At 60.9% G+C, this 22,921-nt stretch carries 40 protein-coding genes; 37 read left to right on the top strand and 3 right to left on the bottom strand.

Annotated elements, in window-relative coordinates:
- Positions 1 to 2: 2 nt before the first annotated feature.
- Positions 3 to 782 carry a LexA family transcriptional regulator gene (locus tag ACB032_RS12165; protein ID WP_219283193.1) on the bottom strand — a complete coding sequence of 260 codons (780 nt, stop codon included), beginning with the start codon at positions 780 to 782 and terminating at the stop codon, positions 3 to 5.
- A gap of 172 nt (positions 783 to 954) precedes the next feature.
- Here ACB032_RS12165 and ACB032_RS12170 point away from each other — a divergent pair, with 172 nt between their 5' ends.
- The 24 genes from ACB032_RS12170 (at position 955) to ACB032_RS12285 (ending at position 12,925) form a co-directional block, all read left to right on the top strand.
- A complete protein-coding gene (locus ACB032_RS12170) occupies positions 955 to 1,164 on the top strand; it encodes a Cro/Cl family transcriptional regulator (RefSeq protein WP_195877977.1) in 210 nt (69 codons plus the stop codon).
- 27 nt (positions 1,165 to 1,191) lie between these two features.
- Positions 1,192 to 1,704: a phage regulatory CII family protein gene (locus ACB032_RS12175; protein WP_195877976.1), complete on the top strand. Its 513-nt coding sequence runs from the start codon at positions 1,192 to 1,194 to the stop codon at positions 1,702 to 1,704.
- 12 nt (positions 1,705 to 1,716) lie between these two features.
- Positions 1,717 to 1,974: an ogr/Delta-like zinc finger family protein gene (locus ACB032_RS12180; protein ID WP_005308791.1), complete on the top strand. Its 258-nt coding sequence runs from the start codon at positions 1,717 to 1,719 to the stop codon at positions 1,972 to 1,974.
- Positions 1,971 to 2,189, top strand: a complete 219-nt coding sequence (locus ACB032_RS12185; protein ID WP_005308789.1) for a hypothetical protein — start codon at positions 1,971 to 1,973, stop codon at positions 2,187 to 2,189. Before ACB032_RS12180 ends, ACB032_RS12185 begins: the two co-directional genes overlap by 4 nt.
- Positions 2,190 to 2,204: 15 nt before the next feature.
- Entirely contained in the window at positions 2,205 to 2,648 is a 444-nt protein-coding gene (locus ACB032_RS12190) for a hypothetical protein (RefSeq protein ID WP_017763987.1), read from the top strand.
- 63 nt (positions 2,649 to 2,711) lie between these two features.
- Positions 2,712 to 3,011, top strand: a complete 300-nt coding sequence (locus tag ACB032_RS12195) for a hypothetical protein (RefSeq protein ID WP_195877975.1) — start codon at positions 2,712 to 2,714, stop codon at positions 3,009 to 3,011.
- A complete protein-coding gene (locus ACB032_RS12200; RefSeq protein ID WP_017763985.1) occupies positions 3,008 to 3,184 on the top strand; it encodes a hypothetical protein in 177 nt (58 codons plus the stop codon). The genes ACB032_RS12195 and ACB032_RS12200 overlap by 4 nt, the downstream gene beginning before the upstream one ends.
- The gene (locus tag ACB032_RS12205; protein ID WP_195877974.1) at positions 3,181 to 3,471 is read left to right on the top strand and encodes a hypothetical protein; all 291 of its coding nucleotides are present in this window, start codon (positions 3,181 to 3,183) and stop codon (positions 3,469 to 3,471) included. The genes ACB032_RS12200 and ACB032_RS12205 overlap by 4 nt, the downstream gene beginning before the upstream one ends.
- Complete coding sequence (locus ACB032_RS12210; RefSeq protein WP_195877973.1) at positions 3,468 to 3,650, top strand: hypothetical protein; 183 nt, start codon at positions 3,468 to 3,470, stop codon at positions 3,648 to 3,650. Before ACB032_RS12205 ends, ACB032_RS12210 begins: the two co-directional genes overlap by 4 nt.
- A complete protein-coding gene (locus ACB032_RS12215) occupies positions 3,647 to 3,964 on the top strand; it encodes a hypothetical protein (protein WP_195877972.1) in 318 nt (105 codons plus the stop codon). The genes ACB032_RS12210 and ACB032_RS12215 overlap by 4 nt, the downstream gene beginning before the upstream one ends.
- Positions 3,961 to 4,275 (top strand): hypothetical protein, encoded by a 315-nt coding sequence (locus tag ACB032_RS12220; RefSeq protein WP_195877971.1) that lies wholly within the window; start codon positions 3,961 to 3,963, stop codon positions 4,273 to 4,275. The genes ACB032_RS12215 and ACB032_RS12220 overlap by 4 nt, the downstream gene beginning before the upstream one ends.
- A complete protein-coding gene (locus ACB032_RS12225) occupies positions 4,272 to 4,493 on the top strand; it encodes a hypothetical protein (RefSeq protein ID WP_195877970.1) in 222 nt (73 codons plus the stop codon). Before ACB032_RS12220 ends, ACB032_RS12225 begins: the two co-directional genes overlap by 4 nt.
- A complete protein-coding gene (locus tag ACB032_RS12230) occupies positions 4,490 to 4,900 on the top strand; it encodes a hypothetical protein (protein WP_195877969.1) in 411 nt (136 codons plus the stop codon). The genes ACB032_RS12225 and ACB032_RS12230 overlap by 4 nt, the downstream gene beginning before the upstream one ends.
- 89 nt (positions 4,901 to 4,989) lie before the next feature.
- Positions 4,990 to 5,472: a hypothetical protein gene (locus ACB032_RS12235; protein ID WP_232535670.1), complete on the top strand. Its 483-nt coding sequence runs from the start codon at positions 4,990 to 4,992 to the stop codon at positions 5,470 to 5,472.
- A 229-nt stretch (positions 5,473 to 5,701) separates the two neighbouring features.
- Positions 5,702 to 8,089, top strand: a complete 2,388-nt coding sequence (locus tag ACB032_RS12240) for a replication endonuclease (RefSeq protein ID WP_195877968.1) — start codon at positions 5,702 to 5,704, stop codon at positions 8,087 to 8,089.
- A 12-nt stretch (positions 8,090 to 8,101) separates the two neighbouring features.
- Complete coding sequence (locus ACB032_RS12245; protein ID WP_197080561.1) at positions 8,102 to 9,016, top strand: DNA cytosine methyltransferase; 915 nt, start codon at positions 8,102 to 8,104, stop codon at positions 9,014 to 9,016.
- A gap of 17 nt (positions 9,017 to 9,033) precedes the next feature.
- The gene (locus tag ACB032_RS12250) at positions 9,034 to 9,438 is read left to right on the top strand and encodes a DUF3850 domain-containing protein (protein ID WP_017763977.1); all 405 of its coding nucleotides are present in this window, start codon (positions 9,034 to 9,036) and stop codon (positions 9,436 to 9,438) included.
- Positions 9,431 to 9,781 carry a hypothetical protein gene (locus ACB032_RS12255; RefSeq protein WP_026139161.1) on the top strand — a complete coding sequence of 117 codons (351 nt, stop codon included), beginning with the start codon at positions 9,431 to 9,433 and terminating at the stop codon, positions 9,779 to 9,781. The genes ACB032_RS12250 and ACB032_RS12255 overlap by 8 nt, the downstream gene beginning before the upstream one ends.
- Entirely contained in the window at positions 9,778 to 10,119 is a 342-nt protein-coding gene (locus ACB032_RS12260) for a hypothetical protein (RefSeq protein ID WP_005308764.1), read from the top strand. The genes ACB032_RS12255 and ACB032_RS12260 overlap by 4 nt, the downstream gene beginning before the upstream one ends.
- 100 nt (positions 10,120 to 10,219) lie before the next feature.
- A complete protein-coding gene (locus ACB032_RS12265) occupies positions 10,220 to 10,555 on the top strand; it encodes a hypothetical protein (RefSeq protein WP_005308762.1) in 336 nt (111 codons plus the stop codon).
- A gap of 133 nt (positions 10,556 to 10,688) precedes the next feature.
- Entirely contained in the window at positions 10,689 to 10,919 is a 231-nt protein-coding gene (locus tag ACB032_RS12270; protein WP_005308760.1) for a hypothetical protein, read from the top strand.
- The gene (locus ACB032_RS12275; RefSeq protein WP_005308758.1) at positions 10,894 to 11,217 is read left to right on the top strand and encodes a type II toxin-antitoxin system RelE/ParE family toxin; all 324 of its coding nucleotides are present in this window, start codon (positions 10,894 to 10,896) and stop codon (positions 11,215 to 11,217) included. The genes ACB032_RS12270 and ACB032_RS12275 overlap by 26 nt, the downstream gene beginning before the upstream one ends.
- 652 nt (positions 11,218 to 11,869) lie before the next feature.
- The gene (locus ACB032_RS12280; protein WP_017765320.1) at positions 11,870 to 12,493 is read left to right on the top strand and encodes a P22AR C-terminal domain-containing protein; all 624 of its coding nucleotides are present in this window, start codon (positions 11,870 to 11,872) and stop codon (positions 12,491 to 12,493) included.
- Positions 12,494 to 12,640: 147 nt separating this feature from the next.
- A complete protein-coding gene (locus tag ACB032_RS12285) occupies positions 12,641 to 12,925 on the top strand; it encodes a hypothetical protein (RefSeq protein ID WP_080629045.1) in 285 nt (94 codons plus the stop codon).
- A 389-nt stretch (positions 12,926 to 13,314) separates the two neighbouring features.
- Here ACB032_RS12285 and ACB032_RS12290 read toward each other — a convergent pair whose 3' ends face one another.
- Positions 13,315 to 14,358, bottom strand: coding sequence for a phage portal protein (locus tag ACB032_RS12290; protein WP_026139159.1), 1,044 nt, complete (start codon positions 14,356 to 14,358; stop codon positions 13,315 to 13,317).
- Complete coding sequence (locus ACB032_RS12295) at positions 14,355 to 16,124, bottom strand: terminase ATPase subunit family protein (protein WP_017765318.1); 1,770 nt, start codon at positions 16,122 to 16,124, stop codon at positions 14,355 to 14,357. The genes ACB032_RS12290 and ACB032_RS12295 overlap by 4 nt, the downstream gene beginning before the upstream one ends.
- 149 nt (positions 16,125 to 16,273) lie before the next feature.
- Here ACB032_RS12295 and ACB032_RS12300 point away from each other — a divergent pair, with 149 nt between their 5' ends.
- The 13 genes from ACB032_RS12300 (at position 16,274) to ACB032_RS12360 (ending at position 22,859) form a co-directional block, all read left to right on the top strand.
- Complete coding sequence (locus ACB032_RS12300) at positions 16,274 to 17,095, top strand: GPO family capsid scaffolding protein (protein ID WP_017765317.1); 822 nt, start codon at positions 16,274 to 16,276, stop codon at positions 17,093 to 17,095.
- 12 nt (positions 17,096 to 17,107) lie between these two features.
- Positions 17,108 to 18,160 (top strand): phage major capsid protein, P2 family, encoded by a 1,053-nt coding sequence (locus ACB032_RS12305; protein ID WP_017778691.1) that lies wholly within the window; start codon positions 17,108 to 17,110, stop codon positions 18,158 to 18,160.
- 9 nt (positions 18,161 to 18,169) lie between these two features.
- A complete protein-coding gene (gene gpM, locus ACB032_RS12310; RefSeq protein WP_017765315.1) occupies positions 18,170 to 18,853 on the top strand; it encodes a phage terminase small subunit in 684 nt (227 codons plus the stop codon).
- A 109-nt stretch (positions 18,854 to 18,962) separates the two neighbouring features.
- Entirely contained in the window at positions 18,963 to 19,433 is a 471-nt protein-coding gene (locus ACB032_RS12315) for a head completion/stabilization protein (RefSeq protein WP_017765314.1), read from the top strand.
- Complete coding sequence (locus ACB032_RS12320; protein WP_017765313.1) at positions 19,433 to 19,636, top strand: tail protein X; 204 nt, start codon at positions 19,433 to 19,435, stop codon at positions 19,634 to 19,636. Before ACB032_RS12315 ends, ACB032_RS12320 begins: the two co-directional genes overlap by 1 nt.
- Before the next feature lie 2 nt (positions 19,637 to 19,638).
- Complete coding sequence (locus tag ACB032_RS12325; protein ID WP_026080496.1) at positions 19,639 to 19,869, top strand: TraR/DksA C4-type zinc finger protein; 231 nt, start codon at positions 19,639 to 19,641, stop codon at positions 19,867 to 19,869.
- Between the two features lie 15 nt (positions 19,870 to 19,884).
- Complete coding sequence (locus tag ACB032_RS12330) at positions 19,885 to 20,247, top strand: putative holin (protein WP_017411174.1); 363 nt, start codon at positions 19,885 to 19,887, stop codon at positions 20,245 to 20,247.
- Position 20,248: 1 nt separating this feature from the next.
- Positions 20,249 to 20,557: a phage holin family protein gene (locus tag ACB032_RS12335; RefSeq protein WP_017765312.1), complete on the top strand. Its 309-nt coding sequence runs from the start codon at positions 20,249 to 20,251 to the stop codon at positions 20,555 to 20,557.
- On the top strand, positions 20,554 to 21,375 hold the full coding sequence (locus tag ACB032_RS12340; RefSeq protein WP_017765311.1) for an N-acetylmuramidase family protein: 822 nt from the start codon (positions 20,554 to 20,556) through the stop codon (positions 21,373 to 21,375). Before ACB032_RS12335 ends, ACB032_RS12340 begins: the two co-directional genes overlap by 4 nt.
- Positions 21,365 to 21,838 carry an Rz-like lysis system protein LysB gene (gene lysB, locus ACB032_RS12345; RefSeq protein ID WP_005308732.1) on the top strand — a complete coding sequence of 158 codons (474 nt, stop codon included), beginning with the start codon at positions 21,365 to 21,367 and terminating at the stop codon, positions 21,836 to 21,838. Before ACB032_RS12340 ends, lysB begins: the two co-directional genes overlap by 11 nt.
- Entirely contained in the window at positions 21,732 to 21,974 is a 243-nt protein-coding gene (gene lysC / locus ACB032_RS12350) for an Rz1-like lysis system protein LysC (protein WP_231586248.1), read from the top strand. The genes lysB and lysC overlap by 107 nt, the downstream gene beginning before the upstream one ends.
- Positions 21,949 to 22,419: a phage tail protein gene (locus ACB032_RS12355; protein ID WP_139397953.1), complete on the top strand. Its 471-nt coding sequence runs from the start codon at positions 21,949 to 21,951 to the stop codon at positions 22,417 to 22,419. Before lysC ends, ACB032_RS12355 begins: the two co-directional genes overlap by 26 nt.
- On the top strand, positions 22,401 to 22,859 hold the full coding sequence (locus tag ACB032_RS12360) for a phage virion morphogenesis protein (RefSeq protein WP_005308730.1): 459 nt from the start codon (positions 22,401 to 22,403) through the stop codon (positions 22,857 to 22,859). The genes ACB032_RS12355 and ACB032_RS12360 overlap by 19 nt, the downstream gene beginning before the upstream one ends.
- Positions 22,860 to 22,921: the final 62 nt, after the last annotated feature.

Here is a 22,921-nt window from a genome sequence, read left to right on the forward strand (position 1 = left end):
CCTTAAAATTTCTTGCCAGCCCAAACAACCCGGCCAACCACATGCAGGTCTGCCCGTTGCTCCTTGGTAAAGTCCCATGACTGATAGGTGGGGTTATCGCTGACCACCTTCACGTCACCCAGGGGAGAGAACTGCAGGCGCTTCACGAACAGCCCGCCTTCCATCCGAATCACATGCAGCCCATCCCTCGGCGCATCGCCGTTGGCCATGTGCAGCAAGATGATGTCGTTATCAGAGATGGTGGGCTCCATGCTGTCGCCCTTCGCCCGGATCACTGCCAACCGATCCGGCTTTAACCCTTCCTTTCTAAGCCACTCGGTACGGAACGCCATCGGCTCAGACTTCTGCTCATCGCTGACAAACTGGCCATGCCCGGCAGACGCAAATACCTGGTAGCTGTCGATAAAGGTGAAGTCGTCATTGCAGCCCATCAGGGGGCTTGGTGCGGTCTCGATCTTCGGAGCTTGGGCCTGATAGTCGGCTGTCACTTCTCGGGCTTCTTGAACGGATTGACCTGATGAGGGGATGGCGGTTGCCCCAGCCAGAATTCTCTCCCAGTCATCACCACAGGCCAACCACCGGAGATCTACTCCGGCGACAACTGCCATGGCAATGAAACGCTCAACGTTAGGCAGGGCTTCCAGTCGCTCGTATTTGAGGATCGATGAATCAGCGAGTCCAGCTCGAATAGCAAAAGAGCGCCGAGACTCATCACCTCTTATCTGAATCAGCCTTTCTGCAAACGCCTTCGCATCAAACAAGTTGGGGTCTAGCTCTCTCATAAGCAATCACCTTTTGGGGCAATGATGGGCTATATACCGCAAATGTCGTTGACATATGCGAACATCAAGCTCATCATGCATTCGTAAATGGCTGCATCATTGCGAGTGAGTTAAGCCATTTAGTGGGTTACTAGGGAAAATAATCGTAAATAGTAAGCGATGAGGCGTCATCATGACACAAATGCAACCAGCATTCACCTTTCCGGTCTGCTCCAAAGAGAAGTTCGCCGAGATGACCGGTTTCACCGAGGACTACGTCCAATCGATGATCGAAGCAGGGCGTCTTCCTATCCTGCCGAAAACCGGACTGCGCCAAAAAGTGGTCATCAACCTCGAAGCGCTGCGGATGGAATGCCATCAAGCAGCACTCATCTCTCGTTGAGTCTCGTTTATTCACGGAGATCCGACCATGTTTAAACAGGATGCAACCAAACAGCAGCACTACGAGGCAGCGTGCGCACTTTTCGCAGCTCGCTACTCCATCGCTGATATCGCCAGAGAGTCAGGCATCGGTGAGCAGATGCTGCGCAACAAGCTGAACCCAGACCAGCCACATCAACTGACCGCTCGTGACTTGGTAGCCATCTACCGTGCCACCGGCGACGACACCCTGTTTGATGGCCTGCTGTTTGACTGCGGCCTGACTGCCGTTCGCCTGCCGGGAGCGGCCAAGGTTGCGCCAGAAGCCCGCGCCCAGCAGGCACTCAATGCCAGCGCCCAGATCCTGGGCGTCACTGCCCAAGCCACCACCATTCTTGCCGGTGACCGCGTCACCAAGAACAACCGAAACACCGTCGTCACCGGCATCTGGGCTGGCATCGAGCACCTTGTGCTGCTGGCAACCGAAGTCGAAGACCGCTTTCACGCCGTCCCTGGTCTTGCGTGTGCTGCCGACATGGCCCGCGCAGCCCTCGGCGCATAGGAGACCAAGACCATGAGATTGATTTGCCCCCACTGCGGTTGCCATTCCACCACTCGTTCATCGACCAAGATGAGCCCGCTGACAGGCCATGCCTTCTATGCCTGTAGCAATGTCGACTGCGGCCACACCTTCAAGGCCGCGTTTGAAATCATCGGCACCATCAGCCCATCCGCCATGCCCAATCCGGCCATCGTGCTGCCGACCTGCAAGGGCGTGGGCAAAAACCACAAAACCATGTCGAAGAGCATCCCACTCAAGGAGCCAGCATGAAACTGCGCGCCGAGCAGCCGGACCTGATCCCGCTGCCGTTTTTGTTGTTCACCCGCGCCACCGTCGTCACCGATAGCGACGAGCCGGTGATGCGCAACACCACCCGCACTGATGGCAGCTATCTGGAAGACCAGCGCGGCCGCCGTGGTGCGCTGCGCTTCAAGCCAGCTTGCCAGCCGCGCCGCCACTGGCTGGTCAGGCTGCTGCAGGCATAACCGGAGGGCCACCCCATGAACACCGCCAAGGTTTTCGAGCTCGTTCAACAGCCCAGCGCCAAAGACAAAGCGCTGGCAGAGATGCGCGGCCTGTTTGGCCGCAATGGGGCGGCCAGCCGCTGGTCACGCCTGTCTACCAAGGCCCGCGCCGTCATCTGCTACGCGGCCGGGGTGTCGACCACCCAAGCCGGGCGAGAGCTGGACCAGTTCGACTTTGAACAGCAAGAGGCCATCCGCCTCGCCTTGGGCGAGCTGCTGGCCACCTTGCACGAATTTGATGGCGGTGTGCTGCACCGCCGCGAATGGCACCGCACAGCCACCCGCTGCAACGAACCGACCCGCAGCGAGCTGGAGCAAGCTGCCCATGAAGAGAAGCGCCGGGCCGAGCTCAACGAGCAGGCCGGCATATTGGAAAGCCGCAGAGCGGTTGCAAGAAGAGTGGCCGGAAACGGCCAATAAAAAACCCCGCTATCGGTGCGCCAACACCAGCGGGGCTTTCAATCAATCAGCGAGGGTTACCTCATGAACAATAGTACAGCAGAACAGGCGATCCGCAAAGTCGCCAACTCCTTGATAAATACTCACCGCCCCCAGCTGGGGGCATGCCATAGCACCGCCGTCGAGGCGAGCCTGGAAGCACTGGCAGAACTGGCTGACGAGTTGAGCATGCTCGACATCTACGCCGAGCTGACCAAGCGCCTCGAGATCCTGCGTGGGGGCCAGCGGCCACACATCATCGGCGTGGATATGGCCAGCGGCCCAGACAGTACCGCGATATTCCAGCCGCCATTCGACCACGCGCTGCAAGGGGGTGCCCAGTGATCGCCATCACCGCCAAACACACCGCCCCATCACCGGCCGCCGCCGTCGCCTACCTGGTGCGCCACGGCTACATCAACGTCAAAAACTGCTGGCTGCGTGGCCAGCGCCAAGCCGCCCGCATCGAGCCGCTGCCGTCTGGCCGCGTCCGTGTTCTGGAAGGAGTAGCAGCATGAGCAACATGAAGTGTGAACAGTGCGGGCGCTACCGCCTGCCGGATCCGGCCGCCTTTCGCTGCGGTGACAAGGCGACCTTCAAGCGGGTGATCCAGCGCGCCAGAACCACCCAGCTCAAAGCGGTTGATGGCGTCATCGTCGAGGAAGGTGTTGCCACTGTGACAATTCGGGTTCGGGGTGGTGAAAGGGTTCAGGTCGCGCGCACCGGCATCACCATGCAGGGCGCGCCGGGTCCGCTGACCTATGAGCTGTTTGGCGTCTGCAGCTGCGAAGGAGGCCAATCATGAGCAACACCATCATGACCCTCGCCTGCTTGAAGCAGTGGATAGCCGAGAACGAAGCGCGCCTGGTGCCGAGCGCCCCGCTCTGCTGCTGCGGCGAACTGGGGATCTCCATCCGTGTCGAGGCCGGCCACGTCGCCATCGATGAGCCGGATTTCAGCGACATGGAAGGAGGTGACCTGTGACTGATGACCTGTTCGAACTGGAGCCGCCGCTCGACGAGCTGGGTGGCGCCGAATCTGGCCCGGCCCATATGCAGCCGCCGGCACCGGTCAGCCAGCTGACCAAGCACTGGGAAGTCGCCAAGGAAGAGTTCAACACCTCGGGCAGCGATGCCCGCCGAAACCGCAATATCGCTCAGGAGCTGCTGGCCCTTGGCGCCATCCGCGCCGTGTACTGGCTGGCGCTGGGCAGCAACGAGGTTGCGCTGGCCAAAGAGATTGCCGAGTGGTGGGCAGAGTGCGAACCACTCCACGGACTGGGGGAGACCATCAAATGACCACGCCAAGACAAGAAGAGTGCACCACTGAAATGGTGTATGGCGCCGATAACGCCGCCCTGAAACTCATCTTCCAGGTAAAGAAAGAAGCCCTTCGCCAGTTTCAGAACCAGCTGATCGCCCTGCGCAAGGAGCAAAAGCCGAGCACGAATGTTGCCGCCGTCCGCTCCTTGTTGTTTGCCTGCCGCGAAGAACGGGATGGTGCCAATTTTGCGTTCGAGCAAATCGAAAGCAACGAGCGGTTCATAGAGGAAATGCGTCAGCTCTGGGAGAACTGCCCATTCAGCATGCAGGAGGAGAGCATCCAATGAGCCACCAACAACTGATCGACCAGTGGGTCGACAAAATGCTGAACGCCGAAGCGCGCCTGCACGGCCTGCAGCTTGACCTAGTAGACCTGCGCGCAGATGGCCCCCATGGCCAGCGCACCCCGGCCAGAACCCATCTGACCTTGTGCCGCCAAGCCCGTCAGGCCGCCCGTCAGGCATCAGCCAAAGTCAGAACGCTGCATGCTGGGGGTGAGGCATGAGCAACATCGTCAGCATCACCGACCTGCTGGCTGCTATCGGCAGTGACAACATCAGGTTTCAAGTTCTGCAAGATTCACTGCTGGACATCAAAGCCAAGAAAGAGGGTTCAGATGTCACCTTCTGCACCAATGCGATCAGCCCAGCGGATATTTTCGCAAACACCGGTCCAAAGGGGCTGATTATCTGGGTTGATAGAGAGCTGATGTCTAAGCGCCTTGAAGAGATCAAGCGCGGGCAAAACGCCAATATATCCCGCGCCATCGTACTCGAGAGCCTTGTTGCCACCTTCGAGCGTGAAGGTAGCGGGACTATCGAAGTTGATGGCAAGCGCTACGTCAGCACCGACCATCTACGGGATCTCGCTGCAGCCATTCGCCAACTGAAATCATCAGGAGGCGCCATCTAATGACTCACCAGAAACCAGCCGGGCTTGCCCCGGCTTTGGGCGTCGTGCGCCCTGTAAACAGCCAAGCACCATCGCAGCATGTCTACGACTTGGCGAATTTGGACCAGCAGAGCCTTGAGAAACTGGAGTGGATGGCCGACGAGTGGGTAAACCGGCTGGAGCACGTCAGGTTGCACCCAGCATGCCGCACAGACACCACCGGCCAAGTCACCCTGGAGCCCTGCACCAAGTGCCGCCAGATGGCTGTTTGCCTGCCGGTCACCGGCCGACACGGTCGCCGCGCCTATCCCTACTGCGTCGAAACCTGCTGGCCACTGGCCCGCGCCGCCAGCGAAACCGTGGTGAAACAGGAAGCCGCCCGCATTTCGATGCGCTGCAGCTGCTGCGGCGAGTTCGGCCATGTGCGCCCGGTCATCCTGGCCGGCCATCGCCTCACCAGCCTCTCTTTCTGCGAGGCCACCTGCTGGTCTGATCGACTGGCCGACATGGAGCTGGTGCCGACCTGCAGCGACTGCGGCCGCTACCTGCAGCCAAACGAGTATGCAGACCGTAAATGCGGGGTGTGCAAATGAAAGAGCTGAACAAACCAAAGATCTGTGCCAACTGCAAGTATCAGGAAACTAACCAGCGTGGCGAGTCAGTGTGTACCAGACGTTGGGTGCGTTATCACACTGATCATTCGACTGGAATAACCACAGCCAGCTTGGCCCTGTGTCAAACAACCTACAACGAGCGCGCCAGCTGGGCACCTTGGGCATGCGGAAAGCCAGGGCGCCATTATGTAGAAAAAGAGGTGGCAGCATGATCGACGCCATCACCAACCTGCACGGCATCCAGCTCCCCCAGCGCTACTTGGTCGGCGTCCACGCCGTCAACATGGCAGGGGCTGCGGAACAGCTGGCCCGCATCGAGTGGCACGTTGCCAAGCCGCTGGCCAAGCACTACCTGCACCGCTACCCGGCCAACCACAAGACCGCCAACATCTGGCTGCGCCGGATGGTGGATGCCTGCGCCGCCGCTCAAAGCCGCTTCCCAGTGCCGGTGATAGACCTGCGCAACGACGTGCGCCGCGAGCTGGTCGCCGCCGAGTGGGCGCGCCGCTGCCAGCAGCTGCTGGCGCGGGCCGGTAACGAGTGCACCGCCGCCGAGCTGCTGGCCGATATCGGAGCCCAGGCCAAGGCGTGGCACTTCTGCCCGCCCCTGCCGATCCACCCGCGCACCAAGGTCGAGCGCCTGCTGCGCCGCCCACTGAGCCAGCAAGAGCGGGACGATCTGGCTGACGAGGTGGACAAGTTCGAAGGGGCCGCCGCCAGCCTGCTGGTGCGCCTGCTTGATGAGTCCTGGTGGCTGCGCAAGATTAACCGCGCCTGGGCCATCTACTGCGAGCTGATCGCCATCCTTACCGGCCAGGTGCGCAAGGGGGTCAGCCCCTACGCCAGCGCCCACGCGGTGCGTGAGTTCACCCAGCGCAAGGCCGCCCAGCAGTCGTGGATGGCAGGCATGAGCGCCGTCAACGAAGAGCTGGGGCAAGAGATTGACCTGGCTGACGCCATCATGGCATCCGTGGCCAACCCGGAGATACGACGTCATGAGCTGATGGTGCGCATGCGGGGGTTTGAAGACATGGCGCAGGAGCAGGGCAAACTGGGCCTGTTCCTGACCCTGACCTCCCCCTCCAGCTATCACGCCTGGCGCCAGGGCAGCAAAGACAAGTCGAAGACCTACCAGAACGACGATTTCAACGGCAGCACCCCGACCGACACCAATCGCTTGCTGTGCAAACAGTGGGCGCGCTTTCGGGCGGCGCTGGCCCGTGAGGGGATCATGGCCTTCGGCTTTCGGGTGGTCGAGCCGCACCACGACGGCACCCCGCACTGGCACTGCCTGCTGTTCATCAACCCAGAGCATCAGCGCGACTTCCTGACCCTGCTCGCCTACCACTTCACCGCCACCAATCGGGTCGAGCTCAAGATGCCAAACGGTGCGCAGCTCGATGCCCTGGCTGAGTTGCCGATCCGCAACAAGTTCCCACGCATCAAGTGGCTGCTGAACGTCGAAGACCCGGCCGTGGTGAAAGCCATCAACCCCAGGGTGAACTGGAAGGTGATCGACCCGACCAAGGGTAGCGCCACCGGCTACATCGCCAAATACATCGCCAAGAACATCGACGGCCACAAGGTCGGGATGGACTACGAGGCAGAGGCCCCCGTCGACCACACCACCATCGCCGTGGCCGCCTGGGCCAGCTGCTGGCGCATCCGTCAGTTTCAGCAGATCGGCGGCCCCGCCGTGAGCGTGTGGCGCGAGCTGCGCCGCCTGGGGGACGAGGTGATCGAGTGGGATTGCATCCTCGAAGCCGCCCGCACCGCCGCCGACAACAACCGCTGGGGCGACTTCATCGACGCCATGGGCGGCATCGACCTGCCCCGCAAGGAGCATCTGATCCGCCTCTCCAAACGCCTCGATGAAGCCGCCAACAAATACGGCGAGGACGTCCTCAAGCTGATGGGGGTGATCACCGACATCGGCATGACCACCGCGGTCACCCGCACCGAGGGCTGGCAGATAGTGCGCAAGGGTGTCACCGGGTCGGGTTTGGGCGAGCAGCGCGAGCCTGCAGTGGGCGAGCGCAGCGAGTTGCAGTCAGGCGGCGGCAGCCGCCCCCCTCGGAGTTCTGTCAATAACTGTACGAAAGGATCCAAATCGGGGGTTAAAGGATCCACTCTGGCTAAGGAGTTGAGCCGTATGGGTCTTGACATCAGCAACGAAGACCTGCTGCTGCAGGGCTGCATCATCAACGCCGACGGCCAATATGTGCGACTGGTCGGCGATCGGCTGATTGTGACCCGCACCTGGCCGGGTGCTGGCGATGCCGTGGCCGACCAGCTGACCGCCGAGGTCGAGGCAGAACAGGCCAGCAAGCGGGCCGCCAGCAGCGACCAGCTGAAACAGCAGGCCCGCGAGCTGGTGCACTCCGGCGGCAGCGTGACCGAGTGGCTGGCCGCCATGCCGCTGACCAAGGCCGAAGAGGCGATCGCCATCTTCACCCGCCTGCTGGATGACGAAGAAGACCGGGCCAGTTACCAGCCAACCGAACAGGAGCAGGCCCGCGTCGCGAGCATGCAAGCCGACAACGACCGCCATCAGGCGGAGATTGCCAAGGCGCGGGCGCGCCTGGGCGTGGAGTGAGGAGAAGGAATCGTGAACTGCATTGATTTATTTGCCGGGCTTGGTGGTTGGTCAACAGGGGCCGTGCAGGCTGGATGCACAGTGTTATGGGCTGCCAACCACTGGCAAGAGGCGGTGAAGTGGCACAGCGCCAATCACCCGGAAACAGACCACGTATGTCAGGATTTGAAACAGGCTGACTGGTCGCTGGTGCCATCCCACGATCTGCTGCTCGCCTCACCATGTTGCCAGGGCCACAGCAAGGCGAGAGGAAAGGCAAACGGTAACCCGCAGCACGACGATAGTCGCGCGACTGCATGGGCTGTCGTTGACGCTCTGGAGTTTCACCGCCCACCCGTCGCCATTGTCGAAAATGTGGAAGAGTTCATGGCCTGGCCGATCTATCCGGCTTGGGCTGCTGCCCTGCAAGCGCTGGGTTATTCGCTGGCGCCACATGTAGTCAACTGTGCAGATCTCGGGGTGCCGCAAGAGCGCATCCGCCTGTTTATGGTCTGCACGTTGTCAGTCTCACCGTTGTTCCTTGAGCTCCCGAAGATGCCGCATGTTCCAGCCTCCAGCTTTATAGACCTCAATGCCGGGAAGTGGTCATTGGTAGAACGCCCGGGCCGAGCTGCTGCCACCCTGGAGCGCGTGAGAAATGGCCGTGATGCTCATGGAGATCTGTTCTTGATGAGTTACTACGGCAACAGCAAGTCAGGCCGGAGCTTTGATCGGGCCATTGGCACAATCACAACCCGCGACCGCTGGGCCATCGTGAATGGCGACCATATGCGGATGCTGACTGCTGATGAAAACCTGCTGGCCATGTCGTTCCCTGCCGATCTCAAGCGCCCGAAGAACCATCGCCTGACTGTTCACATGGCTGGTAACGCCGTGCCTCCGCTGGCCGCTCGCCACATCATTGAAGCCGTAAAGGCTGCCGCATAGTGCAGAAGGGGAAAAGCATGCACCACGAACTGAAAATTCTGCCGGCCTACTTCCAGCCGGTACTGGACGGCGCCAAGCCGTTCGAGATCCGCGAAAACTCAGACCGCAACTTTCAAGAGGGTGACACCGTCACCCTCAAGGAATGGAACGGAAAACGCTATACCGGCCGCGCAGCAAAATTACAGATCACCTTCGTCACCGACTACGCCCAGCAGCCAGGGTTTGTGGTATTCGGGATGAAGGCTGTCGAAGATAACGCTGGCCGCCCTTCAAAGGAGGAGCTTGAGCTGCTGGCTGCGGCACTGACTGCGCAGGCTCGAGAGCTTAGAGACTGCGGGCCGGAAGAGTGGTCATCGTTCAGCGACATGGTCGAGGGCGCGCTCAACAATATCCGGGTCGATGTGGGGGTGTTGCATGACTGACATCATCAACCGCGGCGAGGTAGAGCGCCTACTGCCGCTCTGCCAGCAGCTCTGGCCAACCATCAAACAGCACCCGCCGGGATCGGCGGGGCGTGCCGCCATCACCAGCACACTCGACAACATGCCGGCCGCTGACCGCCATATCTGCGATCTGCTGCTCGACCGTATGGAGCGGGTCATCCAATTCGAGGATACCTGGTTCCCCTTCTACCAGGGCGAGCTGGACACCATCACCCCACCGAAGAAGGCAAAGCGGGTGATACCTGCTGGCCAGACGGCAAAGCAGGTCTGGAAGGACACCAGGGCGAGACAGGGTGCATATGCCAAAGGGGGATGCCGATGAAAAAGCCGAAAGATGCGAAGACCAGAAAGGAGGCACAGAGAAAGCGCCAGGCCGCGCTTGGCATCAAGCGGGTGGAGGTGGCGCTCTCTACCCGAGAGCGCGAGCAGCTGGAAACCCTGCGCCGGGCCAGAGCCGGATCCGGTGAACCCTACAGCGCCGACGAGTACTTCAGCACCCTGCTGCGCCGTGACTGGGAACGCTGGCAGGAACAGGAAGCCGAGCTCAAGCAGCAGATCTGCCCGAACTGCGACTGTACGTTACCGGAAGGGTGTGGAGGAACCTTCAAGGGTGAGGCGGACTGCTGGCGTACCAGCGGGGACAAAACGCTGGCATTGTGACCGGTCACACAAGGCTGATACAGACAGTAATGAACCGGATGACCAATTATGACAACCAGATGTAAGCTTTTTCAAACGAAGCTTTAAAGGGGTACTCAAGATGGAACGTCTCAAAGATCTGCTGCTATCGCTGATGATGGAACCTGCGGTATTGCGGTTTCTGGGTGCCGGACTGACGGGGCTCTCTCTGCTTGCGATGGCACTGGGGGCCCGTTCACTTGTAGTGGACCGCCAGCTTGCCAGGGTGTCTAGCCAAATCCAGGCGCTCGCTGATGGCAGAGCGCCACTGCCCACGCCGCCCGGTATGTTTGCACAATGGCCCATCCTTCAAGCCATGCTCCCTGAAACTACGATTGGTTTCGTCGCTTGGCTCTGCATTCTGATGGTAGGAGCCCAACTCATCAGCTTAAGCAAAGACATCGGGCGTATGTACTAAGACAAAGCGAGACAAATAGAGTTTACAAGCAACAATTTGTTGCTACAATTCAATCCTAGATAGGCTACCAATGTTGGGGCATATCAACGAATCCGCCAGAGACAGCCGGAGATTGAGCAGGAGTTCAAACCACATGGCACAAACAGTACGCTTAGACGATGACTTCATCGCCGACGTGAAGATCCACGCGTCTGCCGCACATCGCTCTTTGCCGAAGCAGATTGAGTACTGGTCCAAGATCGGCCGTATGGTCGAGGACAACCCGGACCTGCCTTTTAGCTTTATCAAAGACGTGATGCTCGCCGCAGAGCAAGTCAAAGAAGGGCAAGTAACCCGCTATGTCAGAAGAACAAAACGAGATTGAGGTTTTTGAGTCGAACCTGTTCACCAAGCAACTCAAAAAGCTCTCTGAAAAAGACCTGAAAGTAGTGGAAGACGAGATCGAACGGGTCATTGATGACCCCGAGATCGGCGAACAGAAGAAGGGGGACCTGTCGTACCTGCGAGTACACAAGTTCAAACTCAAGGGACAGCTGGTGCTGCTGGGCTACGCCTGGAAAGACGCAGAGCTGCAGCTTTACCTGCTGAGCGTCGGCCCCCATGAGAACTTCTATGACGCCCTCAAAGAGCGTCGCAAGGCCGATTTGAAACTGATCGGCTGACCCTGAATGGGCCCTCTCGGGCCCATTTTTCTATCCAGGGGTGGTCAATCTGACCACCGACCCTTGACGGTCAATTTGACGGTCAAGGGTTATGGTCTGTGCATCGCATGACCGGGACCGTCAGATTGACGGGCCCAAAAGCCGACACATCGCAACGGCGGTCAAATTGACCGTCATTGTGAGTAGGTAGGCCGTGTATCTCGGGAAGGTCAACTTGACCGCCCCGGCAAGCTCGGCCACCACCCTGTGTATGTTTCCTGCCGAAACTAACGTCCTCTTCCCTGTGTAAAACCGGTACCCTGCCGGCGGTGTTGTGCTGCTGGGCGGGGTTGTTGTGGCTTATCCCGCCTTATTGGGGCTGATTGGGGGTTGATTGGTGTCGCGCTGTTGCGCGATACTGCGCGGGCAACGGCAAAATCCGTTGCCGGGATTTGCACCCCGCCAAACCCAAAGCGCACAACACGCGCCTGCGTGTTTTTTTGTGCGGCCCAGTTGTACCCGCAATTTCAGTTATGGCGGGCTGGGCAGGGCAGCCCTCGGGCTGGCCGGTCTCTTTGGGTCCCGGTAGTGCAAACCCTGTTCAGCTCGTCACCAGACCGAGATTTGCACCTCTTTTGGTGACGTTTACTTTGTTGACCCAAAGGAACGCATCATGAACAGCATCCGCTTCCATGACACCCAGTTCACCGTTATCCCCCATCATGGCCAACCCTGGCTGACCGCAACCCAGATCGCCCAAGCCCTTGGCTATGCCAGCGAGAAGTCGATCAGCAATCTGTATCGCCGCAACGCGGACGAGTTTTCCCCCTGCATGACCGGGGTCACCGAATTGATGACCCCGGGAAATCCTATGCCGATCCCGGTGCGGATCTTCTCCCTGCGCGGCGCCCATCTGATCGCCATGTTCTCCCGCACCGCGCTCGCCAAAGAGTTTCGCCGCTGGGTGCTCGATGTGCTGGACCGGGAGACCGCCGCCCATCCGCAGCCCCTCACCATGCTGACCGACGACGAACTGCATTCGCTGGCGTGGCTCTGGCGCGCCGCCGATTACATGATGGGGGCCGCCCGCCGCATCTATCCCCTGCTCGATGTGGCCGAGCACCGCGAAGCCGGCACCTATTACTCCATCATTCACGAATACCCGATGACCCTGGCCGCTGCCCAACGCATCCTGGCCGATAAAACCCGCCATATTCAGCCCGCCACCCACGGTGACCGAGACTGGAACAGGTTGATCCCCCACCTGCACCGCCTGCCAACAGCAAAGAGTTGGTAATTGTGACCGGTCACGCACCTCGGTGCGTGACCGGAGCGACCCCAAAGGGTAGTCTTTTGCATGAGGGCTCAGATGAGCTTTAACCTATATTATCTGCCAGCGGCCCCCCGCTAAAAACACCTAACCCATTAATTTTAAGGAAGAATTATGGCGCTTCTGAATCGTAGTGACCTGCAATATAGCTACTCTTGGACGGCAATATCACCTGATGATCCACGAGTAACAGGAACCCCTGATAACACCTTACTGAATCGTAATGAAGGGTATGAAGTTCTGTCGTTTCTGAACCGCTTGGCCAAAGCTAGTGAGTGGACTACCAAGGCTCCTGCTTTGAAAGCGGAAAGGCTTATCAAAAGCCATCTTCCAGGAGATGTGCGTAGCCATAAGAATGTCTGGAGCTGGCTTGTTGATAATTGGAAATCCTATCAATAAGGCTTAGAGCCCATCAAAAGAACTGGGGGCGTAATAGAGCCCCCAGTTCTTTTTGTACCATTGACATCCATTCCATTCTGCCAGGTGAATACGTGAAAGGATCTGACGGAAAGTGAAGGATCGCGAAAAGGATCTGGCAGGATGCGCGCGGCCAGTGCTGGCGCGGGGACCAGCCGGCCGCCAGCAGCCTTTCACCCGAATGGAAATCGACACAGGAAGCGCGCAGGCGAGGCGGGGTCTTGACTGCGCGCGCCGGGTGCTGAGGGGCCGCCGCCCCGGGGCGTCAGGGCGCTGAACGCCAGGCAAAACAAAGCCCCCTCGGTGAGGGGGCTTTCGTGACACCTTGAACATACACAAACTCCAGATGTTCGATGTAACTGTAGCCTCGCCTATGCCGCCTGCCCTGTCAGATCTGACAGTCGGTAGGGATTGAACCGGATCACCTCCTCCCCCGCCCAGTCATTGAGCGCCAGCAAGCTGGCCTTGATGCTGTCTATCTCGTTGATGTCGAACACCTGGGCGGCCTTGGTCACATCGCCAAAGCCGCCGGTGCTGTTGGGCATGACCCCCATCAACTGGGGCGGTACCCGGTGGCTGGCCAGCTGGTCATCCCGGCTCACGTTCTTGATGCTGAGGAAGTCATCCTTGGCGGCTACCTCGGCTACCGGGATCAGCTTGACCCCGTCCTTGCTGCCGCCCGGGGTGTAGAGCAAAAGGTTGCGGAAGTTGCCGGGGCCCTTGCTCTGGCGCAGGGCTTCTTTGAGCTTGGCGATGTCCCCCTCGTTCTGCACCGCGTCGGTGATGTGCATGATGAAGCCTGCGTGGCTGCCGTTCTCGTAGTAGCGGCGGCGGAACAGGGTGGCCGACTCGTTGAGCAGGGTGGAGTTGAGCCCGCCGACATAGTCGGGGATGCCGTAGATCTCCTGGTTGATGTCCGCCTCCATCACATGGCCCACACGGCCAGTGGGCAGGGCCTGCTCCTGGCCGGGTTGAGCAATCCACCAATACTGGTTGAGATCCAGCGCGCGCCGGGTGTACTTGGCGCGCAGGTGGTCATAGCGCAGCACCCCGCCGAGCCGGTTCTGCACCGCCTGCAGATAGCCGTTGCCGAAGATGAGGTAGTCCAGCACCAAGCCGGTGAAGGCGGCCAGACTCAGTTTGGGGTGCGGGATGAAGCAGGAGCGCAGGATGTTGCGTTTCACCTGGATGGCCGAGGCGTGATGCACCCCGGCCCGATAGACCCGGGACAGCCCATTGAGGGAGAGGGGTGGCTCGTACCAGCGGCCGTTGTGCATGGCCTCCAGGTAGTCGAACACTTCCCGTTGCGATAAAACGGGCACCGGCTCGCCAAAGCTGAACGCCTCGATGGCCTCGCCGGGTTTCTGGGTCGCCGTCATCGGCGGGGTATGACGCTGTGGGCGGCGCTTTCTCATGCGAAAATCTCCATCATGCTGGTATTGGCACCGGTGGCACCTGCCAGCGGTTCGTGTAACAGGGCCTGCATCGTTGCCCAGGCAATATCGGCGTGGCTAGTTTCCTCTGACCGGCTGGCCTCAAAGGTCGGCATCTTGCCGCCAGCCGTCACAGAACGGCGGATGCTCATGAAAGCCTGCGCGAGGTCAGTCATGCCGCAGTCAAACTCCAACCGGCCCTTGTTCATCACATCCTGGGCCTTCATCACCATCTGAATTTTCACACTCGGGTTGTACTGGATGGGGGTAACTGCCGGGTAGAACTGCTTCACCAGCTGATAAACCCCCTCCCCGATCCCGGTCGTGTCGATGCCGATGTAACCGACGTTGTAGCGCTCGCACATGGCCTTGATGGCCCGCGCCTGGGCGTCGAAGTCCATCCCGCTCCAACGGTGGCGCTCGAGCACGCGAAACTTGCCGCCAGGTACTGCCGGCGGTGCCAGCACGACGCAGCCGGCACTATCGCCCTGCCCGCCCTTGGCCGGGTCATAGCCGATCCACACCGAGCGATGACCGAGCGGGCGCATCGCGTGGGGCTTGTAGTCCTCCCACACCTCCCAGCTATCAACCATGCAGCGCTGCAGCATGGCGAGCGGGAATACGCTGTCAGTGTCATCAGCAAACTGACACATCAACAGCTGGTTATAGTCATCAGGGGAGTAACGGCGCCGCAACCGGTCCAGGTCGAACAAGTCACAGCCACCACGCACGGCATCCTCAACAGTGACGATCTGCCGCCATTGGCCATCACCGCACAACCGCCCGCCATGCAAGGCCGCATGGTCAACGTCGAACTTGATGTGCTCGTTCTTCGGGCGCCCCTTGTTGAACATCGCCCCTGACCAGAACGGATAGGCATCATGTGACAGGCTTGATGGGGTCGAGAAATAGGTCAGCCGCCAAAACTTCTGCATCGCCATCCCGCTGGAGACCTTGTAGAGCTCCTGAAACTTGGGGATCCAAAAATACTCATCGATGTAGAGATTGCCGTGATAACTCTGGGCGGTGCGGGAGTTGGTCCCGAGGAAGTAGAGAATGGCGCCATTGCCGAGCGTAATGGGATCCCCCTTGAGCTCAACACCGACCTCCTGCGCGAAAGCCAAAATGTACTGCTTGAACTGATGGGCCTGCGCCTTGCTGGCTGACAAGAAAATCTGATTGCGGCCAGTGGTCAGCGCATCAATCAGCGCCTCCCGCGCAAAGTAGAACGTGGCACCGATCTGGCGGCTCTTGAGCAGGTTGCGCTCCGTGTGCTGCAGGCCGGCCTGATACCACACCTTCTGATAGCCGAACATATTGCCGTGGAACAGCTCGCCCAGCTTCTCGAGCTGAGCCTCATCAAAATTGTTGCGCACCGGCGCCTTCTTCGGCCCCTTGTTGCGGTTCGCCACCTTCGGGTTGAGGTCGGCCTCGTTGCCGCCGTTGCTATACCGGTTGACCCGGGCGATCCGCTCCAGCTGGCGGCCCAGCAAGTCAATCTCCTTGAAGTCGCCGCCGGTCTTTACCTCTTTGGCGATCAGCTGGCACATCCGCGATTCAATGGCGAAATCGACCCGGTCAATGGGTTTGATGTCATCCCAGCCGTCACGCTTCTTCCAGGTCGAGACAGTCCCCTCTGGCACAGCCAGCAATTCAGCGATGGCGCGCAGCGGGTAGCCCTGGAAGAACAGGTGCATGGCCTGCCGTCTGGGTTCGATATGGGGAAAAAGTAAGGGTGCTGTAGTCATGGCGCCAGTCTACCCAGCCAGACCAACCACCAACGCCCCACCGCCATTGTGTAGCGCCCCTACACAATGGCGGCCGATTGCACGATCCCGCCGCTCACCCAGACCATAACCGCGACATCACCACCCAATCACCAAAGGGATCCCAGCTCATGCCTAAGTCCAAATTTTTCCGCGTCGCCGTCGAGGGGGGCACGACCGACGGGCGCACCATCACCCGCGAATGGATTGAACAGATGGCCAAGCGCTACAACCAGTCCACCTACGGCGCGCGGGTCAATATGGAACACATCCGGGGCTATGACCCGAACGGTCAGTTCAAGATGTACGGCGACATCACTGCAGCCAAGACCGAAGAGGTCGACATGGAAGGTGAAAAGCGCCTGGCCCTGTACGTGCAGATCGACCCCACCCCCGAGCTGGTCGAGCTGAACAAGAAACGCCAGAAGGTTTACACCTCCGTCGAAATCCACCCCAACCTGAACGAAAAGGGCGCCTACCTGATGGGGCTGGCCGTCACCGACAGCCCTGCCAGCCTCGGCACCGAAATGCTGCAGTTCTGCAGCAAGGCATCCGTCAATCCGCTGGCCGAGCGCAAGCAGTACAAGGAGTGCCTGTTCACCGAAGCGCTGGAAACCGTCATCGAGTTTGAAGACGACAGCGACAAAGGCCCCGGCCTGCTGGAGCGGGTTACCGCGCTGTTCTCCACCCACAAGAAGCAATCCACCGCCGATTTAAGCGACGTGCACCAGGCCGTCGAAACGGTGGCAAAAGAGGTCACCAGCCTCGATGCCGGCATGCAGGAGAAGTTCACCGAGCAGGCCCAGACCATCACCGAGCTGACCGGCAAGCTGGACGCCACCGCCAAGGCGCTGGCAGACCTCACCGCCAACCTGGAAGGCCAGGAAGATTTCAGCCACAAGCGCCAGCCGGCCACCGGTAGCGATGGCGCCACCATTCAAACCGACTGCTAAGGACCATGCCCAATGCGTAACGAAACCCGCCAGAAGTTCAACGAGTTCACCGGCCAGGTGGCCAAACTCAACGCTATCACCAGCGCCATGGTGCAATTCAACGTGCAGCCGACCGTCCAGCAAACCTTGGAAACCAAGATGCAGGAATCGGTGAAATTCTTGGAAATGATCCAAGTAATCCCGGTGCCGGAGATGAAGGGCGAAAAAGTCGGTATCGGTATCGGCAGCACCATTGCTGGCCGCACCGATACCAACACCGAAGATCGCGTACCCAATGACCCGAGCGCCCTCTATCCCACTGGCTACGAGTGTGCCAAAACCAACTACGACACCAGTCTGGGTTACAACAAACTGGATATCTGGGCCAAGTTCCCCGACTTCCAGACCCGCATCCGTGACGCCATCCTCACGCGGCAAGGGCTCGACCGCATCATGATCGGCTGGCACGGCACCAAGGTTGCGCCAAAAACCAACCGCACAACCTATCCATTGCTGCAAGACGTCAACATCGGCTGGCTGGAACACATCCGTGTGGATGCACCAGCCAAAGTGATGGATGAAGGTGACGAGGGCTCAGGCAAGATCTACGTCTACCAACAGAAGAACGACGCCGACACCAAAGAAGGCGACTACCAAAACCTCGACGCCGTGGTGTTCGATGCCGTCAACGAGATGATCGCTCCCTGGTATCAGGACGATACCGACCTGGTGGTCATCTGCGGTCGTAAACTGCTGGCCGACAAGTATTTCCCCATCATCAACAACGCAGCCAGCAACCAGGACAAGCTGGCCGGCCAGGTGCTGGTGAGCCAGAAGCAGATCGGCGGCCTCAAAGCCGTGCGCGTCCCCTTCTTCCCGGAAAACGCCATGCTGGTCACCAAGCTCGAAAACCTCTCCATCTACTGGCAGGAAGGCGCCCGCCGCCGTCACATCCAGGAAGAACCGCAGCGTGACCGCATCGTCAACTACGAGAGCTCCAACGACGCCTACGTGGTAGAGGACTACGACTGCGTCGCCCTGATCGAAAACATCGTCATCGGGCCGAAACCGGCCGCCGGCGGTTAAGGGGGCTGCATGAATTCACCTGCCCGTCGCAACCGCGAACGCAAATTGGCCGCCCTGCAAGGGGCGGCCAATCCCCAGTTCGACCAGATGCGCGCCAACGCCTACGAGCTGCAGCTGATGCAGCTGGCCGAACACCGCCGCACCCTCAAAGGCATCCAGAGCATCGAACGCAAGATCGACGCAAAGCGCCCCATGCTGGCCGTCTATCAGCCGTGGATTGATGGCGTGCTGGCCGCCGACCGGGGCGGACAAGATGACGTCCTGGTCACCGTCATGCTCTGGCACCTCGACACCGGCGATCTCGAAGGGGCCCTACCCATGGCCTCCTACGTGATCCGCCATGGCCTGAGCACCCCCGATCGCTACGAGCGCACCGCCGCCACCATGATCGCCGAAGAAGTCGCCGACACTGCCATCAAGCAGCAAGAAGCCAGCACGGGCCCCTCCCTGCCCCTGCTCAATCGCTATCTGGCCCTGTTGGCCGACTGCGACATCTTCGACCAGGTGCGCGCCAAGCTGCACAAGGCGGTGGGCCGTGCCTGCCTCGCCGATGGGCTCAAGCAGCAGGCCGCCGAGCACTACCGGCGCGCCATCGAGCTGCATGACAAGGTCGGCATCAAAAAAGAGCTCGAAGTGCTCGAGCGCGAACTGAAAAAAGAACAGCAGCCCGACGCCACCGGCGGCGGCAGCTAACCGAGCGAACCCCGCACCCTGGGCGGCTCGGGCCTGACGAATGCGTTTCGCATACCAGACGGCCCGACCACCGCCCAACAAACGGGCTACCACCAGAACCAGGAGCACCATGAGCACCGGATTCATCGCCACCGCACAGACCGCACCGGATGAAGGGCAAGTCACCAGCGATCCGTTCTGGCCGGCCATCTCACTGGCCGACCTGCGCGACACCGTCAGGCTCGATGGCACCGTCACCACCAAGCGCCTCACCCACGCCGTGATCGACGCCGTCACCAGCGTCAACCGCGATCTGGCCCAGTGGCGCACCGCTCGCCAGGCCGAAGGCCACGCCACCCTAGCCGCCGTGCCGGGCGAACTCATCAACAACGAATCAGCACACCTGCACAGCTACCGGCGCGCCGTCTACGCCATGACCCGCGCCAACCTGCTGGAACGCTACACCGACTACAGCGCCACCGGTGACGGCGTCAAAGGAGCAGACGCCAAAGTGGTCAGCTCCGATGACCTTTACCGCGACGCCCGCTTTGCCATTCGCGACATCATCGGCACCACCCACATCACGGTGGAGCTCATCTGATGCAGCTGCGCAGCCAGCAGGGTGACACCCTCGATCTCATCCTGTTCCGGCATTACGGCTACACCGCAGGCATCACCGAGCAGGTGCTCGAACTCAACCCCGGTTTGGCCGAGCTCGGCCCCATCCTCCCGACCGGAACCCTCATCACAATGCCAGCGGCCCCCACCCAGGCCGAGCAGCCGCTGATCCAGCTATGGGACTGACCATGAGCCGCCTCGACGACGAACTCGAACGACTGGCCGACATCAGCGAGCAGCAACTCGCTGCCCGCATCCACGCCGCCCGCATCAGTGGCACCGGCCCGCACTACTGCATCGACTGCGAAAACCCCATCCCGCAGGCGCGCCGTGAAGCGATCCGGGGCTGCGAACGCTGCGCCGAGTGCCAGACCATCCACGAATTTCAAACCGCTCGCCACTACGGCGGCAAACGATAAAAACAGGAGAGCACGATGCCAGAACCGATTTCATCCAGTGCAGCAACCAGCACCCTCACCGGTCTGGCGCTGCTGTCCCTCTTCCCGGGCGTAGACCCCGGCGTCCTGCTCGGTGCATTCGCCGGGGCGCTGGTGTTCATCGCCACCACCGCCGAGCTTGGCAACCTGCGCAAGGCGGGCCTGTTCGTTGCCGCCTTCGTGGCGGGCGCGCTGGCGGCCCCGCTGGTTGCCGCCATGCTGGCCAGCGTGCTGCCGCTCAGTGTCGAAGTCCCCAGGGCCGTCGGCGCCATGCTGGCCTCGGCGCTGGCCGTCCACCTGCTGCAGTGGATCCTGCGCAAAACGCCAGAAGACCTGCTCAAACTCCGCAAAGGGGGCTGACATGCTGACCATCCTCTACGCCATGATCTGCACCGCGATCGCCATGCGCATCGCCACCTTCAACCGCAACGGGGGCGACTATCGCCCCCTGCCGGCACTGCTGGCATGGGTCATCACCGTCGCCGCCGGGTCCGTGCCGCTGCGCGTCCTGCTCGGGGTCATGCCAGCGCCAGACCCGGCCGCGGTGCTGCTGGCAGCCGTCCTGCTCACCGCCCTGATCGGCTCTCGCGGATCCGTCATGCGCCTGCTGCCACGCCGTCGCCAACAACCGACCACCGCCAGCCACCTGAACGGGAGGTTTCAACCATGAGCCTGAAAAAAGGGGATACCGGCGCCGCCGTCGCCGATCTGCAGCGCCGCCTGACCAAGGCCGGCTATCCGGTCGAGCCGGATGGCTGGTTTGGTGGTGCCACCGAGCAGGCCCTGCTCGCCTTCCAGCAGGACTACATGATCGCCGCCATCGGCCAAGCAGGCCCCCGCACCATGGCCGCCCTGCTCGGCAGCGAGCGCGGCAACCAGTTGCGCATCGATGACATGCAGGCTGGCGCAGACTTGCTGGGCCTGCCGCTTGCCACCATGGCCACCGTTGCCCAGGTCGAGAGCATCGGCGAAGGCTTCACCCAAGACCAGCGCCCGGTGGTGCTGTTCGAGCGGCATGTGTTCTACAAGCAGCTCACCAAGCACCTGGGCAAGGCCACCGCAGACCAGATGGCCGCCAGTTATCCCAACCTGGTCAACCCCAAGCGCGGCGGATATGCCGGCGGCTCGGCGGAGTGGGAACGCCTGCAACTTGCCATCAGCCTGCACCGGGATGCCGCCATCGAGTCGGCCAGCTGGGGCATGTTCCAGATCATGGGCTACCACTGGCAGGCGCTGGGCTTTACCTCTGCCGGCGACTGGCAGACCGCCATGCAGCGCAGCGAAGTCGACCACCTCACCGCCCTGTGCCGCTTCATCCAGCAAGACCAAGCCATGTACAAGGCGCTGCAGGGCCGTAAATGGGCCGACTTCGCCCGCCGCTACAACGGGCCGGCCTACAAGGACAACGACTACGACACCAAGCTGGCAAAGGCATACGACCACTTTGCCAAGGTCTATCCGGTGAAGGAGGTGGCGGATGTGGCTTAACCTGCTGCGCTCCCCCCTCACCTGGTTGCTGCTGGCGCTGGCCATCGCCTTGGCCGGCTGGGGCTGGTCTGCCACCTCGGCAGCGGCCGCCAGGGGCAAGGTCGATACCCTGCAAAGCGACCTCAAGGCCGCCAACGACAAGGCCAAAGAGGCCGAGCAGCGGGAAAAGCTCAAAGACGGGGCAATCGACCACCTCACCGGTGAACTGACCGCCCAGGCCGCCGCCGCCGCCACGCTGCAGCGCCAGCTTGGCGATCTGACCATCACGGCCGCCACCCGGGCCGACACCATCAAGAGGCTCAAACGTGAAAATGCAGAACTCAAGGAGTGGGCTGATCGCCCTCTGCCTGATCCTGTTGTCAGGCTGCTCAAGCGCCCCACCATCACCGGCGCCGCAGATTATCAGGCTCACCTGTCAGGGGCTGACACCCTGCCAGCTGCCGCCGGCCAGCCCGGCCAATAACGGCGATCTGCTCGACCAGCTGACCCAGACCGAGGCCGCCTGGGCCACCTGCGCCGCCCAGGTCGACAGCCTCATCGCCTGCCAGCAACGGCACCTGAATGGGAGGGAAAATGGAAAAGCCAAAACAGATCCGTGAGGTACTGACCAGCTGCGTGCCGCACCTCAAGACCAACCCGGACAAGCTGCACATCTTCATCGCCCCGGGCAACGTCGAAAGCACCGGCGCCCGCTCGCTCTCGTTCGAGTGGCAATACCCGCTCACCATTGGTATCGAGGACTTTGCTGGCCACCCGGACCAGATCATGGTGCCGCTGCTGGCCTGGCTGCGCCAACACCAGCCCGAACTCATGACCAACGACGAGCAGCGAAAGGAAGGCATCACCTTCGAGGCGGAATACCTCGCCAACGACCTGATGGACCTCATCATCACCGTCAAGCTGACCGAGCGGGTCAAGGTGTGGCAAAACGAACAGGGGATTGGCTGGGAGCATCTGCCAGAACCGCCAGAAGACCCCTATGACGGCATTACCTGGGAACTCTTTATCAACGGGGCGCATCAGCCATGGCCGCCGACGACCTGAGCCGCCTGACCAATTGGGCCAATGGCCTGCTGGCAAGCATGGAGCCAGCCGCCCGCCGTCAGTTGGCCGGCGAGATGGCCCGCACCTTGCGCGCCAGCCAGGCCAAGCGGATCCGCGCCAACATCCAGCCAGATGGCAACCCCATGGCCCCGCGCAAGCCACAACCCAAGCTGAAGAAAAACCGGGGACGCCTTCGCCGCAAGATGTTCTTCAAGATCAGCAACACCACCTGGCTCAAAGCCCGCGCCAGTGAACAGCAGGCCGTGGTGGAGTTTGTCGGCACCGCCAATCGACTCGCCACCATTCACCAATATGGCCTCAAAGACCGCATCAAGGGCCGCGAGATCAGCTATCCAGCGCGGGAGCTGCTGGGCATCACTACCGAAGAGGTAGAAAGGTTGGAAGAACTACTGCTGGCCCAACTCACTAAAGGGCTATAACAGCCGCCATTGTGTAAGCGCGCTACACAATGGCCGTTCCTCGCCTTACCGGCCATTGCCCA

This window comes from Aeromonas sp. S5(2024) (assembly GCF_041403025.1).
Classification (GTDB): domain Bacteria; phylum Pseudomonadota; class Gammaproteobacteria; order Enterobacterales; family Aeromonadaceae; genus Aeromonas; species Aeromonas hydrophila.